The sequence below is a fragment of the [Bacteroides] pectinophilus genome (assembly GCA_025146925.1).
GTDB lineage: Bacteria > Bacillota > Clostridia > Lachnospirales > Lachnospiraceae > Bacteroides_F > Bacteroides_F pectinophilus.
The window spans coordinates 215,170-233,634 of record CP102260.1; the positions used below are offsets into that span (position 1 = coordinate 215,170).

General features: G+C 44.8%; 13 protein-coding genes. 6 read left to right on the forward strand and 7 right to left on the reverse strand.

The window, feature by feature from the left end:
* Window positions 1-25: 25 nt before the first annotated feature.
* The 3 genes from NQ488_00895 to mfd are packed head-to-tail and all read left to right on the forward strand — an operon-like array spanning window position 26 to window position 5,665.
* Window positions 26-1,570: a PIG-L family deacetylase gene (locus NQ488_00895; protein ID UWN95900.1), complete on the forward strand. Its 1,545-nt coding sequence runs from the start codon at window positions 26-28 to the stop codon at window positions 1,568-1,570.
* Window positions 1,571-1,578: 8 nt separating this feature from the next.
* Window positions 1,579-2,142 carry an aminoacyl-tRNA hydrolase gene (pth, locus tag NQ488_00900; protein UWN95901.1) on the forward strand — a complete coding sequence of 188 codons (564 nt, stop codon included), beginning with the start codon at window positions 1,579-1,581 and terminating at the stop codon, window positions 2,140-2,142.
* Window positions 2,123-5,665 (forward strand): transcription-repair coupling factor, encoded by a 3,543-nt coding sequence (gene mfd, locus NQ488_00905; GenBank protein UWN95902.1) that lies wholly within the window; start codon window positions 2,123-2,125, stop codon window positions 5,663-5,665. Before pth ends, mfd begins: the two co-directional genes overlap by 20 nt.
* Window positions 5,666-5,938: 273 nt before the next feature.
* Here mfd and NQ488_00910 read toward each other — a convergent pair whose 3' ends face one another.
* From NQ488_00910 to NQ488_00920, 3 genes are all read right to left on the reverse strand, one after another.
* Entirely contained in the window at window positions 5,939-6,724 is a 786-nt protein-coding gene (locus NQ488_00910; GenBank protein ID UWN95903.1) for a zinc ribbon domain-containing protein, read from the reverse strand.
* A gap of 118 nt (window positions 6,725-6,842) precedes the next feature.
* Window positions 6,843-7,277, reverse strand: a complete 435-nt coding sequence (locus NQ488_00915; protein UWN95904.1) for an N-acetyltransferase — start codon at window positions 7,275-7,277, stop codon at window positions 6,843-6,845.
* A 37-nt stretch (window positions 7,278-7,314) separates the two neighbouring features.
* Window positions 7,315-8,484, reverse strand: a complete 1,170-nt coding sequence (locus NQ488_00920; protein ID UWN95905.1) for a glycerate kinase — start codon at window positions 8,482-8,484, stop codon at window positions 7,315-7,317.
* A 255-nt stretch (window positions 8,485-8,739) separates the two neighbouring features.
* On the opposite strand from NQ488_00920, the gene NQ488_00925 reads away from it, so the two are divergent.
* Window positions 8,740-9,213 carry a YbaK/EbsC family protein gene (locus NQ488_00925; protein UWN95906.1) on the forward strand — a complete coding sequence of 158 codons (474 nt, stop codon included), beginning with the start codon at window positions 8,740-8,742 and terminating at the stop codon, window positions 9,211-9,213.
* Between the two features lie 8 nt (window positions 9,214-9,221).
* Entirely contained in the window at window positions 9,222-11,894 is a 2,673-nt protein-coding gene (locus NQ488_00930; protein UWN95907.1) for a TetM/TetW/TetO/TetS family tetracycline resistance ribosomal protection protein, read from the forward strand.
* On the opposite strand, the gene NQ488_00935 is transcribed toward NQ488_00930, so the two are convergent.
* The 4 genes from NQ488_00935 to NQ488_00950 all read right to left on the reverse strand — a co-directional run bounded on the left by NQ488_00935 (window position 11,875) and on the right by NQ488_00950 (window position 14,485).
* Entirely contained in the window at window positions 11,875-12,393 is a 519-nt protein-coding gene (locus tag NQ488_00935; GenBank protein UWN95908.1) for a GNAT family N-acetyltransferase, read from the reverse strand. The two genes, NQ488_00930 and NQ488_00935, sit on opposite strands and share 20 nt — an antisense overlap.
* 65 nt (window positions 12,394-12,458) lie before the next feature.
* A complete protein-coding gene (locus NQ488_00940) occupies window positions 12,459-13,268 on the reverse strand; it encodes an AAC(3) family N-acetyltransferase (GenBank protein ID UWN95909.1) in 810 nt (269 codons plus the stop codon).
* 55 nt (window positions 13,269-13,323) lie between these two features.
* Complete coding sequence (locus NQ488_00945; protein UWN95910.1) at window positions 13,324-14,091, reverse strand: sulfite exporter TauE/SafE family protein; 768 nt, start codon at window positions 14,089-14,091, stop codon at window positions 13,324-13,326.
* On the reverse strand, window positions 14,084-14,485 hold the full coding sequence (locus tag NQ488_00950; protein ID UWN97073.1) for a MarR family transcriptional regulator: 402 nt from the start codon (window positions 14,483-14,485) through the stop codon (window positions 14,084-14,086). Before NQ488_00950 ends, NQ488_00945 begins: the two co-directional genes overlap by 8 nt.
* Window positions 14,486-14,788: 303 nt before the next feature.
* On the opposite strand from NQ488_00950, the gene NQ488_00955 reads away from it, so the two are divergent.
* On the forward strand, window positions 14,789-18,394 hold the full coding sequence (locus tag NQ488_00955) for a DUF4474 domain-containing protein (GenBank protein ID UWN95911.1): 3,606 nt from the start codon (window positions 14,789-14,791) through the stop codon (window positions 18,392-18,394).
* Window positions 18,395-18,465: the final 71 nt, after the last annotated feature.

The following is an 18,465-nucleotide window of genomic DNA, read 5'->3' on the forward strand; positions in this document are numbered from 1 at the left end:
TCAGAAGATTGGAAGGATATATATAATGATGGATATTCGTAATATCAAAAGAAAAATAATGCAGGCAGTGACAGCGGCAGCGATGACAGCAGCAGTGACGGCCGGCATATGTATGACCGGAGCTGTGACAGCACAGGCAGCAGAGCAGACAGCACAGACGGCAGAGCAGAAGACCGGAGCGGACTCTTCGGTTCAGGCGTCAAAGGTCAATATAAATATAGTACCTGCCAATAAGGAGTCAACGGCAAAGATAAAGGATGGTTCATATTCAACGTCGATAACATTTACGGCAGATAATACATTGACGATTACGCCGGCCGATGCAAATGACAGAATATACGGACTGTACATAACATGGGCGGCAAGACCGGGAGAATGGACACTTACATATGACGGCGGTACTAAGAAATGCGGCCGGAATGCATTTCTGCATGAATATGTGGAGATACCTGAGGGAACTACATCAGCGGTTATAGAATTATCACAGAAGGAAAAGATATGTAATATTGATGCATATTCAGCGGGAACACTGCCTGATGACGTACAGGTGTGGGAGCCTGAGTGTGCAAGGGCGGATATGCTTGTGCTCTCAACACATGCGGATGATGAGATACTTTTTCTTGGAGGAGTTCTTGCACAGTATGCGGGTGAGGATAAGCTTGATGTACAGGTTGTATATTTCTCTAATTATTTTGGCGGGACGGTAATTCGTGAGCATGAGAAGCTTGACGGACTGTGGGAACTTGGAGTAAGGCATTATCCGGTTAACGGTGATTTCCCCGACCAATATGCGGATGACCTTGCGGCGGCAGAAAAGCTGTATGGACATGATGAAGCAGCAGCATTTGTTGTGGAGCAGATAAGAAGATTCAAGCCGCAGGTCTGTGTGGCACAGGATACGGATGGTGAGTACGGACACGGCACACATAAGCTTACCTCTGCTGCGATGCAGGAGGCGGTTACTGTCAGCATGGATTCGGATAAATATCCTGAATCTGCGGCAGAATACGGAGTGTGGAATGTTGCCAAGACATATATACATCTGTATGGAGAGAATAAGATTAAGCTTGACTGCAGACAGCCGCTTGACAACCTTGGAGGAAGGACGGCGCTTGAGGCTGCAACGGCGGCATATAAAAAGCATGTGTCACAGCAGTGGTGCTGGTTCTATGTATCTGATACCTATGAGTACAGTATTTCGGATTTTGGACTTTACAGGACTACTGTGGGAGAAGATACCGGCAATGATATGATGGAGCATATTACATCATATGAGGAGCAGGAAAAGCAGGCAAGGCAGCAGGCGGAGGAGCGCAGGGCAAAGAAGCAGGCTGAAGAGGAGTCAAAGGCAAAGGCTGAATATGAATTGCAGTACGGAGTACCTGTTGGAGAATCATCACCTGACAAGGTTCCGCAGTTCCTTGAAAAAGTCGGAATAACAATTATTTTAATGATAGCGGTAATGCTTGTGATAGCACTGGCTGCAGCATTTGTAAGCTCAATGGTATATAGGCAGAAGAACATGAAAAAGTCACGCAGACAGAAGCGTGGGACAAAGAAGCGCAGATAGGAGCAGATATGTATATAATAGCAGGACTTGGTAATCCCGGAAAACAGTATGAGGGAACAAGGCATAATATTGGATTTGCAGTAATAGACGAGCTTGCGGACGCATATAACATTAATATGGATATGGCAAAGCACAAGGGAATATGCGGTAAAGGAATGATCGGAAGCAATAAAGTTCTTCTGGTGAAGCCACAGACATTTATGAATAACAGCGGAGAGTGCTTAAGAGAGGTGCTCGATTATTATAAGGAAGATGTTGATAATGTTCTGGTGATATATGATGATATATGCCTGGATGTCGGCAGGCTGCGCCTGAGACCGAAGGGAAGTGCCGGCGGACATAACGGAATCAAGAGTATAATAGCACATCTTGGTACAGAGGAGTTCTCAAGAATAAGAGTGGGCGTGGGTGACAAGCCTAAGAATTATGATCTTGCTGACTGGGTGCTTGGTCATTTTCCGAAGGAGCAGCTCGATGATGTCAGGGCAGGAATCGACAAAGCAGTTAAGGCTGTGCCGGTAGTACTTGACCGTGGTATTGAGGAAGGCATGAATGAGTTCAATGCAAAGTAAGAATAAAAGTAAAGTATTTAATGAGCCGATACATGAACTGGCGGGATATGAGAGCATAACAAAGGGGCTGTCGGTACAGGGCAGCGCCATGATGCTCAGCGGGTGCATTGACTCCGGTAAAGCGCATATGATACAGGCGCTCGGAGCCGATGCTTTTTGTCGTGTAATTATAACGTATGATGAGGCAAAGGCAAGGGAGATTGTGGATGACAGCCGCTTCTTCAACAGAAATACGGTGTTCTATCCGGCAAAGGATCTTATATTCTACAGTGCCGATATCAGAAGCAACGAGCTTACATCACAGAGAATGAAGGCCATAAGGGCAATCATTGAAAATGAAGGCGACCTCACGGTTGTCACAACGATAGACGGCTGTGCCGATATGCTCATGACAAGGGAAAAGCTTGAGTCGGGAATTCTGACATTTGAAGAGGGAGGAATTGTTGACCTCGCACAGCTTAAGAAGCAGCTTGTGCTGCTCGGATATGAGAATATGGGACAGGTGCAGGCACCGGGAGAGTTCGGAGTACGTGGCGGAATCATTGACATCTTCCCGCTTACCGACGAGACACCGGTAAGAATTGAATTGTGGGATGATGAGATAGATTCAATTCGTTCATTTGATGTGGAGAGCCAGCGTTCAATCGAGAGGCTTCAGAAGGTGACAATATATCCGGCAACGGAGTATGTCCTTACACAGGTGGAGATAGATGACGGTGTTGCTGCCATTAATGATGAAGTCGCAAAGCAGGCGGACATTTTCAAAAAAGCTGACAAATATGAGGAATTGTCGAGGCTTAAGGCAATTCCCGATAATTTCAATGAGACAACTGATATAGACAAATTTGTGCATTCATTTGTAAAGGATACAGTGTCGCTTATTGAGTATTTTGACAGGGAGACAACGCTGTTTGTGCTTGATGAGCCTAACAGAATTGCGGAGCGCATGGAGCTTGTCGAGTTTGAATTCACCGACAGCACGAAGAACAGGCTTGAGAAGGGCTATATAATTCCAAGTCAGGCAGATATGATATTTACATGCCGCGAGATATATGCGAAGGTGAACTGCCGCAGGCTGCTTGTGGTGTCAACTCTTGAATATAAACCGAATGGGCTTGATATTGCCGAACATTTTAAGGTGGATTCAAAGAGTATAAGTTCATACAATAACCGTTTTGAGTATCTTGTTGCAGACCTCAAAAAATATAAAAAATCCGGCTACAGGATTGTGCTCATATCGAACTCAAGAACACGTGCGATGCGCATGGTTGATGATCTGCGTGATAACGGGATAGATTCATATTTCAGCGAGGATTATGACAAAGCTCTTGTTGAAGGCGAGATTATGGTAACTTACGGCAACATACACAAAGGTTTTGAATATCCGATAGTTAAGTTTGTTGTCATTGCCGAAAGTGATATATTCGGACAGGAAAAGAAAGATAAGAAGCGCAGAAAGAAGCAGTACAACGGTAAGGCGATTGCTGACTTTAACGAGCTTGCCATAGGTGACTATGTTGTACATGAAAATTACGGTCTTGGAATATACCGCGGTATCGAGAAGATTGAAGTAGAGGGAATAGAGAGAGATTATATAAAGATTGAATACAGCGGAACGGATACGCTTTACATTCTTGCAACACAGCTTGATGTATTGCAGAAGTACGCAGGGGCTGATGCGAGAAAGCCAAAGCTTAACAAGCTTAACAGTCAGGAATGGGGCAAGACAAAATCCAAGGTTAAGACTGCTGTTGAGCAGGTCGCAAAGGATCTTGTGGAGCTGTATGCAAAACGCCAGAATGAGCAGGGCTTCCAGTTTGGCGAGGATACGGTGTGGCAGCGTGAGTTTGAGGAGATGTTCCCTTACGAGGAGACCTCTGACCAGCTTGCGGCAATTGAAGATACAAAGCATGATATGCAGAGTACAAAAATTATGGACAGACTTATATGTGGTGATGTCGGCTACGGTAAGACGGAGGTCGCCATAAGAGCGGCATTCAAAGCTGTCCAGGACGGTAAGCAGGTTGCGTACCTTGTACCGACAACGATACTTGCGCAGCAGCATTTTAACACATTTGAACAGAGAATGAAGGACTTCCCTGTTAAGGTGGCGATGCTGTCAAGATTCAGGACACCGAAGGAGATTAAGCAGACGATAGCTGATCTCAGGAAGGGTATGGTTGATATTGTAATCGGAACTCACAGGCTGTTATCTAAGGATGTTGAGTATAAGGATCTGGGGCTGCTTATTATTGACGAGGAACAGAGATTTGGCGTGTCACACAAGGAGAAGATTAAGAAGCTTAAGGAAAATGTTGATGTCCTTACGCTCAGTGCAACACCTATTCCGCGTACGCTTCACATGAGCCTTGTCGGAATAAGGGATATGAGTGTGCTTGAGGAGCCTCCGGTTGACAGAATGCCTATACAGACATTTGTAACTGAGCAGAATGATGAGATGGTGCGTGAAGCAATCAACAGAGAGCTGGCAAGAGGCGGACAGGTATATTATGTGTATAACAGGGTGCGTAATATTGATGAGGCTGCAAGCCGTATACAGCAGCTTGTTCCGGATGCCAATGTCGCGTATGCGCACGGACAGATGGACGAGAAGACGCTGGAAGCTATTATGTATGATTTTATAAATGGTGACATAGACGTTCTTGTATCAACGACAATCATTGAGACGGGTCTGGACATTTCCAATGTTAATACAATGATTATCGAGGATGCAGAAAATCTCGGACTGTCGCAGCTATATCAGCTCCGCGGGCGTGTGGGACGTTCTAACAGGACTGCTTATGCATTCCTTCTGTACCGCAGGGGGAAGATGCTGAAGGAGGTTGCGGAGAAGAGGCTTCATGCAATCAGGGAATTCACTGAGCTTGGTTCAGGCTTTAAGATTGCAATGAAGGATCTTGAGATACGTGGTGCCGGTAATGTACTTGGAGAAGCGCAGCACGGCCACATGGCAGCGGTAGGATATGACCTGTACTGCAAAATGCTTAACGAGGCTGTCAATGAACTTAAGGGAATCTCTAATGGTGCGGATTTTGAGACGGTTGTAGACCTTAATGTGGATGCATTTATACCTTCCACTTATATCCGCTCAGAAGCTCAGAAACTTGAGATATATAAGCGTATTGCGGCTATTGAGACAAGTGATGAGCAGATGGATATGCAGGATGAACTTACTGACCGATTCGGTGACCTTCCGCATTCGGCGAACAATCTTCTGACGATTGCCCTTATAAAATCAGTGGCGCACAAGGCAGATGTTCGTAAGATAAAGGGTGGCGTGGTTAATAAGGAAGACTGGCGTGTGGAGATTTTCTTCAAACAGGATGCGGCGATAGATGTGGCACAAATACCGGATTTTCTTGAAAGACATGAGCCGTTCCTTACATTCAGACCGGGCAATGATCCGTATTTTGTGTATGAAGCAAGACATAAGGACTTCCCGACAGATTCGGCATTTCTGGCGGCGTTGGAGACTCTTTTGGAGGGGATTCCCAAGTGCTGATTAAGACACGCTCTCGCTTGGATGAAAGGCGCAGCGGTACTAAGCTCGCCTGCCGCTATTGCGGCGGCTCGCTAAGTGCCGGCGCTTTCATACAGTCTTAATCAGCACATGGGAATCCCTGTGGATAGGGGGGCGATGCGCTTCGCTGTCGCCCCAGCCTCGGCGATGCGCTTCGCTGTCGCCCCATGCCCCGGCGATGCGCTTCGCTGTCGCCCAGGTCCCGCAGTGTGATATTGTGATATAGATAAGCAAATACCAATCAATTAAAGTGAATTACCTCTTCTTATAAAGAATCAGTTCGGGATTCGTCACGTTGGTTCCATTGACGTTATTTTTATCATATGTGCAGACCAGAATAAAGTCCATATCCGCGACAATGCCGAAGTACCTTTCACCACCGAATTCACATTCAAGCTGATTACCAAGATAAGTCTTCTGGTCATTGAGAAATTTTACTTTTGAATTATTCGGAAGTGTGTATTCGGGATTGACGTATTTTCCGATGAGAGCATTCAGCTTATCAAGCTTAGGCATTCCTTCTATATGAAGCTCATTGATTTCGTTAACCAACTGATGCTTGAATTCATCAAACTGTCCATTGTCACTGAGTTCTTCATATCTTTTCCAATAATCCAGTTGTGGAAGCAGATTTTTCAGGTAAGAGCGTGCCTGCTCCTCTGAAATATTTTCATTTACCATATTTTTTACACAGACATCAATCAATTCGTCCATATTGCTGTATGTGTAAGTTCCGTCGGCATAACACCATTTGCAATAGTCCTCATTCAATGAGCCGTCGCGGTCGCGGCCTATAATGGAATCGTCTTCAAGAGGCATTCCGCAGCACTGGCAGATGAGCCTGCGGGGTGCGCCCAGAAGTGTATTGATTGAAACATTGAACTCTTTGGATAAAAGCTTTAGGGTCTCTGTATTCGGAATTGTCTCTCCGTTCTCCCAGCGTGATACTGCCTGCCGTGTCACCATGATTTTCTCTGCAAGTTCATCCTGTGACATTCCTCTTTCGGTACGAAGCTGTAAAATGATATTTTTTGTTTCCATAGCTGTCACCTCCATAAACATATCATACAGACAAATCCATGTTATGAAAAGCAACCTGCTGTTGCCATACCATGTCTATATGATTTGATCATCACTCTTTGGTCATGACTTTCTTGCATCACCTTAGTTTACTCCAGACCATAAGAAAATCTTTTTCATTTGTAGCGCTGTCAAGACTTTCTGACCGGATTACAAAATGTTCCCTTTGGTAAAAAGCAACTGCCCTGCTGTTTTTTTGGTATACATTTAAACTCATAGCAGGCTTTATTGCCTTTACATAATCCAGAAGCTGCCTGCCGATACCCTTTGAGCGCATAGATCTTTCCACGAAAATTCCTTCTATGTAATCTTCGTTTAATCCTATAAAACCGCTTATATGTTTTGAAGCGTTATCTTCATATACATATATTTCAGCCTGTGGCAGCACGTCCTTAACCATATCGGCATTATCCAGCCAGTATTGTGCAGGAATAAAGCTATGTGCATCTATATTTGAATCCAGCCATATCTGCATAATTGGTAATAAATCATTTTCATTAAATTCACGAATCATAGTAAGCCTTTCAAAATTGAGGTTGTCTGGTAATTAATTAGCTTAACGCCTTTATCAGCCTGAAGACCTGCTTCGCGGTGACAGAAGCGTTAAGGCGTGCGGTGTCAGGTGACATTGCTTCCTCAAGTGTAGTTATGCCGGTAAGTATTGGGAAAAATGCGTCGATTCCGTTATCGTTGCATACACCGGCATCATCTGAGGCGCATCCGCAGAATGCAATAACAGGTATTCCGTATTCCTTTGCAATTGCGGCAACGCCGGCAGGTGCCTTACCCATAACGGTCTGGCTGTCAAGACGGCCTTCTCCTGTTACTACGATATCGGCAGTCCTGATATATTCGCGCAGATTGATTGCCTCAAGAATTATGTGTGTGCCTGATTCAAGTGATGCGTTAAGAAATGTATGAAATGCGAATCCCAGTCCTCCTGCCGCACCTGAACCGGGGAAGCATGCATCAGCATTGCCGGATGTCATTCCGGCAATGTCTCCGGCGATATCCGCATAATGTGTCAGCCATGTGTCCATATCGGCAATCATTTGGGGAGTTGCACCTTTTTGCGGGCCGAACACAGCACTGCAGCCACTGGCACCACAGAGAGGGTTGGTTACGTCACAGGCAATACGGAAGGTGCATTCCGAAAGCTCAGGCAGTGCATTATCTGTTGTGATGTTTTTAAGATTTTTAAGACCTATGGCACCAAAAGGAACCTGACGCCCATTATCGTCAAGCATACCGAAGCCAAGAGCCTGCAGCATACCGATGCCGCCGTCATTGGTTGCGCTTCCGCCAATACCGATTATAAAATCGCGGCAGCCCTCGTTAATGGCATCCTTTATAAGCTCACCCACGCCATATGTAGTTGTATAAAGCGGATTGCGCATATCAGCAGGAAAATCCGCGGGAACCAGAGTGATTCCGGCTGCCTTGGCCATCTCGATTACGGCAGTGGAAGAGCCGTTGCTGTTTAGTATTCCGTACATGCTCTTTACAGGCCTGCCGACAGGTCCGGTTACGGTAATATTTTTAATGATGCCGTTATTGCCGGCTGTAAGTGCGGCAACTGTGCCTTCGCCGCCATCAGCAAGCGGTCTTATTGTAATATTGGCATCAGGCATGGCACTGCGTATACCGTCAGCAATACTGTTGCCGGCTTCGTATGATGTAAGACTTCCTTTAAATGAATCAATCGCAATAACTATTCTCATAGCTGGTCTCCATTCCTGCCCGGTTTCCGGGACATCTCAAGTCTGCTCAGGCACAAAAAGCTGTGGCTGCATGCAGCATTTATAAGATAAGTATATCAGTATATTTTAAAATGTCAGTAAAAATGTTACGGACTGACATATCCGGATTGCCGCATAAAGATTCCGGGTCATGTCAAGGGTTGCATGAACCGTAATAAGCAAATATAATAAATAAGTATGTATAAGCTATTTGTGCCTGCGGAATGGAGGATTGTTATGTCATTAGAGAGAGCAAAGAAATATCTTAAGGATAAAGGATTTGGAGACAATATTATAGAGCTGGAGGATTCAAGTGCCACGGTTGAGCTTGCGGCACAGGCACTGGGCGTTGAGCCGGGAATGATTGCAAAGACGATGTCATTCATGCAGGGTGACAAGCCGGTGCTCATTCTTATGGAAGGAACGGCTAAGATAGATAACAGAAAATATAAGGACACATTTCATGTTAAGGCGAAGATGATACCATTTGATGAGGTTGAAGGAATCGTGGGACATGCTCCGGGCGGTGTGTGTCCGTTTGGAATCAATGACGGGATTGAGGTCTATCTTGACGAGAGCCTTAAGAGATTTGATACGGTATATCCTGCGGCCGGCAATGACCACAGTGCGGTACGGCTTACGATTGACGAGCTTTCGGATGCGGCCGGTGCGGTATCATGGGTCGATGTGTGTAAGGAACAGCAGGAATAAGGAGTTGTATGAAGAAGATTGTACTTGGAATACTGGCACATGTTGATGCCGGTAAGACAACGCTTGCGGAAGGGATTCTGCATGCATGCGGGACGATAAGAAAAGCAGGACGTGTGGACCATAAGGACGCATTTCTTGATAACGGAGAGATGGAGAGGGCGCGCGGAATTACGATTTTTTCCAAGCAGGCGAGAGTTACGTGGAAGGACTGTGACATAACAATCCTTGATACGCCGGGACATGTTGATTTTTCGGCTGAGATGGAGAGAACTCTGCAGGTGCTTGACTATGCGCTTCTTGTGATAGACGGCAAAGACGGTGTGCAGGGGGATGTCCATACTTTATGGCAGCTCCTTGGCAGATACCGCGTGCCTGTGTTTATATTTGTAAATAAGATGGACCAGCCGGGAACGGACCGGGAAGCTGTTCTGACAGAGCTTAGGCATAAGCTTGATAATAATATCATGGAGATTCCGTCAGACATAGCATCTGAGCCTGAGGCAGCAGAAGAGCTTGCAATGTGCAGCGAACAGCTTATGGAGGAATATCTTGAGAATGGCAGTATAGAGGTTGACTCTGTTAATGACGCAATCTGCGAAAGAAAGCTCTTTCCGTGCTTCTTCGGTTCGGCGCTTAAGGAGGAAGGAATTACAGAACTTCTTGACGGAATTAATTCCATGACTGAGAACATGGAATATCCTGAGGAATTCGGCGCAAGGGTATATAAGATAGGACGCGATGCGTCAGGTGTCAGACTTACGTATATGAAGGTTACAGGCGGTACACTCAGGGTTAAGATGATGGTTGGCAACAGCTGCAGTGCTGATGGAGACAATGTATGGGAGGAAAAGGCTGACCAGCTTCGTCTGTATAACGGTGCGGGCTATCAGATGGCGGAAAAGGTTGAGGCAGGCGATATATGTGCGGTAACCGGACTCCTGAAAACATTTGCGGGACAGGGACTTGGAATTGAGAGTGAGAACTCGGCGCCGGTGCTTGAACCGGTAATTACCTACCGCCTTATTCTTAATGATGAAACTGACCCGGTTGTTGCGCTTGGCAAGGTGAGGCAGCTTGAGGAGGAAGAGCCGGAGCTTCATGTCACATGGCAGGAGGAGAGCCGTGAGATTCATATTCAGGTCATGGGGCAGGTGCAGATGGAGATTCTTAAGAGCACGCTTGCGGAAAGATTTGGCATCGAAGCTGAATTTGATGCGGGAAGCATTGTCTACAAGGAAACACTTGCAGAGCCTGTTGTGGGAATAGGACATTTTGAGCCATTAAGACATTATGCGGAGGTACATCTGCTGATGGAGCCAGGGGAGCGCGGAAGCGGCGTACAGATTGCTTCGTTATGCAGTTCGGATGAGCTTGATAAGAACTGGCAGAGACTTATTCTGACACATCTTGAGGAGAGAATACATCCCGGCGTGCTTACCGGCTCAGAGCTTACGGATGTGAGAATCATTCTGATTGCGGGAAGGGCGCATGATAAGCACACCGAGGGCGGCGATTTCCGTCAGGCAACATACCGCGCCGTGCGTCAGGGGTTGAGAAGCGGGCGTAATATCCTGCTTGAGCCGTGGTTTGATTTCAGGCTTGAGGTCCCTGCTGACAACATAGGAAAAGCGATGTCGGACGTGACAAGGATGCATGGGGAATTCCAGCCGCCGGTAACTGAGGGAGATAAATGCATTCTCACCGGAAGCGCCCCTGCGGCAGCTATGCGTGATTACAGCAGGGAAGTAACAGCATACACAAGGGGGCATGGCAGGCTTACATGTACCCTTAAGGGATATGAGCCGTGCCATAATGCTGAGGAAGTAATTGCCGGATGCGGTTATGACCCGGAAGCAGATACCGCCAATCCCACAGGTTCGGTGTTCTGTGCGCATGGTGCAGGTTTTGTTGTGCCGTGGTATGAGGTAAGGGACTATGCACATGTTGAAGATGGCTGGAAGCCGGATGACGGCAACGGCACATATACAGCTAATGCTGTGAATAATGAAAATGATATAGGCGGAATCGCAGTTCCTCTCAAAAACGCATCATACAGAAGCAGTGAGCAGTACATAACACAGGAGGAGATTGAAGAGATATTCCGTCAGACGTACCGCAAGAAGCCGGAGGAATTGAGCCTTTTCAAGAAACATAACGGAAGAAAATATTCCAATACGGGAAGCCAGGACCGGACAGGTAGTGTATCGGAAAAACGCCATATACCTAAGCAGGAGCCGCTTGATGAATATCTGCTCGTTGACGGATATAATATTATATTTGCATGGCCGGAACTTAATGAGCTGTCGAAGGACAATCTGGACAGCGCAAGAAGAAAGCTTATGGACATACTCTGTAATTATCAGGGATATAAGGGCTGTAATCTGATTCTTGTATTTGATGCATATAAGGTTAAGGGGAATCCGGGTTCGGTTGAAAAATATCATAACATTTATGTTGTGTATACAAAGGAAGCGGAGACGGCAGACCAGTATATCGAGAAGACAGTTCATGACATGCACCAGACGCCGCCTAACAAGGGAAGATACCGTGTGACAGTGGCAACGTCCGATGCGCTTGAACAGATGATAGTGTGGGGCAACGGAGCCCAGAGAATATCAGCACTTGGTTTCAAGGCTGATGTTGAAAATGCATCACAGGGCATTAAGATGGAGAATCTGTAGTATTACCCACAGTGCCGCATGCGTTGCAGACAGCATCCATGGCAGCTTTATCAAAATCAAAATGCACACGTCCGCTTTCAGTTGCGGCACCAAGCTTATTATAGAATTCTATCGAGGGTTTATTCCAGTCAAGGCAGCTCCACTCCATGCCGGAATAGCCCTCTTTTGCTGCAATCTCTGCAACCTGCATGAACAGCGTTCTGCCAAAACCGTTCCCGCGGTATTCATCCTTTACAAAGAGGTCTTCAAGATAGATTCTGCCTGCTGCTGCAAATGACCCGAATATCGGGTAATAAAGAGCGTATCCGACAGCGCTTCCGTCTATCTCAGCAATCAGAACCCCGGCTGCCATGCGCTCAAAAAGCCAGTGACGAAGCTGCTCAACGGTTGCCGTCATATCCTGTGGGCGTTTCTCATATTCGGCCAGCCCGCGGATAAGTCCGTGTATTACGGGAGTGTCCTGTGGTGTGGCTCTGCGTATTGTGAGATTAGTGGTCATGGGAGTACTCCTTTTATAACTCTTTATAACTTTTTACAATAAAGAAAATGTATTCTTCGGAGAACTCATTCCTGGGAGAACTCATTCCCAGGAAAATCAGCCCACCGCTCAGAAGAGATAACGTCTTCCGTGATGAAGCATTCCGGAGCAGGGGCAAGCACATGCCTTGTCACATTGAATATGCCACGGGCATTGCAAAGGACCGATGGTGCATCACCAAACATTACATTGCGGGCAGCGCCGCAGTCAATATATGCCTGTGCAAGCTTTACAAAATCCTCAGATATGTGCGGCTGGGATGCATTATAATGCTTACGCATATAGACGGTATGGCTGTTGCCGGAATTGTCGATAACCGACAGCTTCATAGGCTTGTCTGAAAGGCGGTTAGGAACATTAAGAACTTCCTCGACACTATGTATATATGTGTTGCGGGCGTGTGTGACACCTATCAGAAGAATCTTTCCGTCAACGTCCTTAAGGCGGTCATAGCAGCCGCCCGGAGTGCATGGGGTGTTGCATGAGAGTTCGCCCGCTATATAGCTTTCGGCATTGCGCCCAAAGGCAGCAATGCTGTGTGTAGGATGCAGCGAACGGACTACACCCGGACGCTTGCGGAAAAGCTCCGTAAGAATGCCGACACAGCTCTCACTGTTGCTGACATCAAATACGGGATTGGATTCGTTCACAGTCTTCCATGTATGCGTAGGAAGCAGCAGCAGACCGTCTGCAAAGAATTCCATGAGCGCGTCAAGCACGGTGTCGGCACCGCCTTCAACATTGCCGACTGCTTTCATGGATGAATGTATAAGAATTGTCTCAGAACCTGTAAGTCCCATGGATTTCAGGTCATTAATAATGGATGATTTTGTCATGGCTGTCACCTTTTGACCCTTGGTATCATTTTAGTATATATATTTTAACATTTATTTAAAATAAAAGCACTACAATACCAAGTATAACAAGGATTATTCCGGTTGCACGGTTGAGTGTTGCAGGCGTTGCTTTGTTGGCAAATACGGCGGCAATACGCGCCCATATAAGTGTAAACACTATGCAGAGCAGGCATACCGTAATGTCAGGCATACCGCCGATTGCAAAATGTGAGACAGCGCCGGTGAAAGCCGTGAAGGCCATGATAAATACGCTTGTGCCTACGGCAGTCTTCAGCTCATAGCCAAGAACCGATGTGAGGATAAGAAGCATCATCATGCCGCCGCCTGCACCGACAAAGCCGCAGATAAAGCCGATTATCATGCCGCATATAACAGACTGTATTGCGCGCTTCTTTGCGGATACGCCCTGCATTGCTTCCTTTGTAGTCATGACAGGACGTACAATGAACTTAATACCGAGAAGAAGTGTCATAAATACAGAAAAATTACCCATTGCTGCTGAAGGAACAAGGCTTGATATATAGCTTCCGACAACAGTAAACGCAAGTACCGTAACCATCATGATAAGTCCATTGCGGATATCAAGATTCTTGTTCTTACCATAGGTGTACGCTGATACGGCGCTGGCAAGCACGTCTGATGACAGTGCAATTCCGACTGCGATATACGGATCCATTCCAAGAAATGTAATAAGAATAGGACTGATGACCGCTGCGGCACTCATACCGGCAAAGCCTGTGCCAAGCCCGGCTCCCATACCGGCAAAAAATGTTACTATAACTGTTAATAAAAATTTACTCATGCTGACCTCCTGTATGTTGAGAATTAAGAATATTGTCAATGTTATCTTCCATTACATGTACAACATTGTTGAGAATACTGCGTGTATTGGCATCCATTCCGGCAAGAAGCTGATCCATAAAGCTGCGCTGGAGCTGCTGCCCGCGGCTGATGACATCGGATGCCCTGTCTGTGCAGATAAGCTCAACCTTGCGGCGGTCACCGTCAACAGTCTGCCGTGTCAGGTAACCTTCACGGACAAGCCTGTCCACATTCACAGACACAAGATTAGCCTTAAGCTTACGCACCTCAACTATGTCGCTTGCAGTACGGTACGCCGGATTATTGGCAAGAAACATAAGTATGTCAAATGCGGTCTGCGGCAGATTAAGCTCCTGACAAAGTGGTCTGCACATGGCATTGTAGGCAAGAGAGAGCTTTCTTGCAAATTCGATATTTATGAAGCTGGTATTGGATTTCAAGGTGTCACATCCTTTCTAAACATTCATATTTGAATAGTTCAAATTTGAAATAATTATATTATATGCAGCGAAAATGTCAACCGTCATTTTTACTCGAAATGTGGGTAATATATACTATTTATGCAAAAATATATTGTAAAGCATATAAAAGAATGGTATGGTTATGGCGTAGATAATTATAGGGTGTAATTATCAATTGGGTGAGGAGTATAATATATTTTATAAGGGAGAAAAGGGATGAAAAACAACTTCAAAAAATGTGCCACAAGATTAGTGGCAGTGATGCTTGCGGCTGCAATATCGGTGGGCGTGCTTCCGTGTACATTGGTATATGCACAGGATAAGGAGAATCCGGTATATCCGTATACGATATTTGCCGGTTCCGGTGATGATGGTGCTATCACAATTAAGGCAGACAGCTTCAATGTTAATGGTGATATCGCAACGAATGGAACAATTATTGCATCGGGTAATCTGAATATAAACGGTAAAAAGACAGAAAAAGCCGGTGAGCAGATGATATCAGCGGTAAAAAGGCTTGAAGCCGCATATTACAGTGGCAATAACGTAAAAGACATTTCAGGGGATTTTCAGAAAAAGGATAATAATATAAACATCAACAATCCAATGCGTGTATCAGGCACGCTCGGTCTTCAGGGCAATGTGAGCCTTAATGCGGCAGTGATTGCGGACGGAGACATAACAATATCAGATGGAGTACTCAACTGCAATTCACCGTTAATCTGCTCCAGAACGGGCAGCATAACAATAGAGGCCGGCAGTGCGGGGCTTGGTGGTCTTATATATGCACCGGAGGGTGCAGTCACATTAAAATCAGACAATCTCAACCTTAACAATATAGTAATAATAGCGGACAATGTAATTATCAGCGGACGCAATATCAATGCCGGATATGGAAGAAGCGCGGCGGCAGCGATAGGAACCGAATCGGATGAGCCTGAGCAAAAGCCGGACACGCTTGATGCATTTATCCTGCTTTTCGGAGAATATGATACCAGAACAGGAAATATAGAGCTTGGCTGGATAACAGACTGTGAGGCAGCAGACTGTGAGATACAGGAGTCGGATGACGGAAGCTCATATTCAAAGACAGCCGCTGTCAAGGGCACATCCGAATATACATATGCCGTAAAAGAAGCATTTTCTTTAAAATACATACGCATAGTATTAACAGACTCAGAAGGAAGGCGCAAGACAAGCGAACCACTCATAATACGCAGCAATGGTGTCGGCTACGAGGCAAAGATGGCGGACAGCGACAATGACGGACTTCCTGATGCTTATGAAAAGATGCTCGGAACCAATCCAGATAATGCAGATACGGATTCAGACGGTCTGACAGATTATCAGGAGATAGTGCTTACAGACACAGATCCATTAAAATACGATTCGGCAACTCCGGGAATATCAGATGCCGATGCCGATGGTGATAACGATGGCTTAAGCAATATAAGGGAGATACAGCTAGGAACAGATGCGGCAAGAACGGATACTGACGGAGATGGGCTGACGGATTATGAAGAGACAGAGATATATGGTACAGATCCGCTTAATCCTGATACAGACAATGACACCATATCGGACAGGGATGAGATATTGGCAGGACTTAATCCGCTTAATCCATCAACAAACGGTGTGCCTGATGCGGAATGTACATTTGCCCAGACAATAAGCAAAGACAGCAATGTATTAAAAGAAATCAATACAGATGATAACCCATATGAATTATCAATAGACATTACGGCGGCAGGATATGCGGAGGGCAGCATTGAAGTGGAAGAAAGCGGCTATTCCGCTGCGATTGCCAATGACATTATTCTTGGAAAGGCAGCTGAAATCATATATTCAAACAGAATCGATAAAATTACCGTGAAATTTTCCAATGTTTCATATGAAAGCAGCAAAGCGGAGAATGACAGCGGGGCATTTGCGGGAATAAAAAGATTCAACATATTCAGATATTTCGAGGAAGTAAACATGCTGCTTCCTGTCGAGACATATTATGACGAGGCTTCAGGCACGATATATACAGATACGGACATGACAGGAACCTACTGCCTCGTTGATATGGAAGAATGGCTTGATGCAATAATGCCGGAAAACAGCGGCTCAGAGACAGCAGGCACAGATATCGGTGTGATGAGCTTACAGGCGGATACAGAGGTTATGGCTTTGAACGGAAGTCCCACAGAAGCAGCTCAGCATGCAGTAACGGTACCTGCCGGGGATATTGAGATATCTCAGTACAACGGACATGGATATGCAATATTTGACATGGACATGACATGGGAAGAGGCAAGGGATTATTGTCAGTCACTTGACGGACACCTTGTTACAATAGGCAGTCTTGAGGAGAATATGTTCATACAGTCATTGGTATCTAATGCAGGAATAAAGTATGCTGCAATAGGAATGAGTGATGAGGAAGAGGAAGGCACATGGGTATGGGTGACCGGAGAGCCTATGGACTTTACATTCTGGAATTATCGCGAGCCTAATAATGCCGGTAATGAGGGACAGGATCATGGGTATATGTATGACAATGGACGATGGGATGACGGATTTTATAATGTGAGATATCCGTTTATATGCGAATGGGATAATGGCTATACAAGTGATAATCAGTATATGTCATTTACCCCTACCGGCTGGAAATGGATAAAACTTAAGGACAAGCTGTCACCGAGAAATAAGGTCGATACTGATGAAGATGGACTTGTAGATTGGCAGGAAGTAAAATCGAATCTGCTAAAAACAGACGAAAATGATAATGTAATATTACCTACTTTCGAAGAAATATTAGAGCAGCTTGGCCCTGAACAATCAGTTATAGACAGTGCCTTAAAAATGTCTATAGCTAATAATGGAGATTTTGTAAGAGAAAAAATTGATAAACTTCGGTCAAAAAGAGTGCTTCCGTTGAATTCAGACCCAACCAAAGAGGATTCAGATGATGATGGACTTATGGATGGAAGAAATGTAGTATACAATAATAAGGTATTGGTTCCTACAGATTCTGCACCTTTTTATGCTAATGGAGATAAGAAAATATGGGATGCACAAAGAAAACAGATAGACGCAGGAAATATACAAACACAATATGCAGATGATGATATTCCATATAATAAGCCAATGAATATAGCAGCTAAATATGCAGATTTAATTGTGGATGGTTTTTTAAAAATTGATTCAGAAGATTATAAACAGATTGCTACTTATTGTAGAAAACATGTTAAAGAGTATTTTAATTCTGAAAAAGATGCAAAATATGGTGCGGAATTCCTGAACTTTATTTATGATAGGGAAAGAGTTGCATACCATTCAAGACCTGAAACATGGCAAAAAGCATTTGGGTATAATGATAATTATGATATTATATTTGATAATGGTACTTATATGAAAGCAAATAAGATAAAATTTGAACATAATGGTAAAGAACATATATTATGGTCATGGAAAGGTGATTATTGGAATTTACAGAGTGGGGCAGAAACCGGCGTTTATGTGTATGATAGATCAATTAAAAATATTTCACAGTATAATGCAATAGATGTAAATATGCCAATGACTCTCTCATTATATTATATTAGAGATGATGGGGAAATAGACAGCATATTCAATTGGGTACCGGATGAATATCAATGGTGGATAACTGGATTTAATGCAAATTATAATAAAAAGAATCCAGACAATATGAAAAGTATATGCTCTGTAGATTTCTCATATAATCCGGATATGTATAAAAGTATAAGAATTATAAGCTATGACAGAGATAAACTTATATTTGATGATAAAAATTGTACTGTATGGATAATATTTTAGATGTTGCATAAAATCATGCGGTAAGTTATTTGTACATGTTTGGATTGGCGTGTACAAACCTATTTAATCTG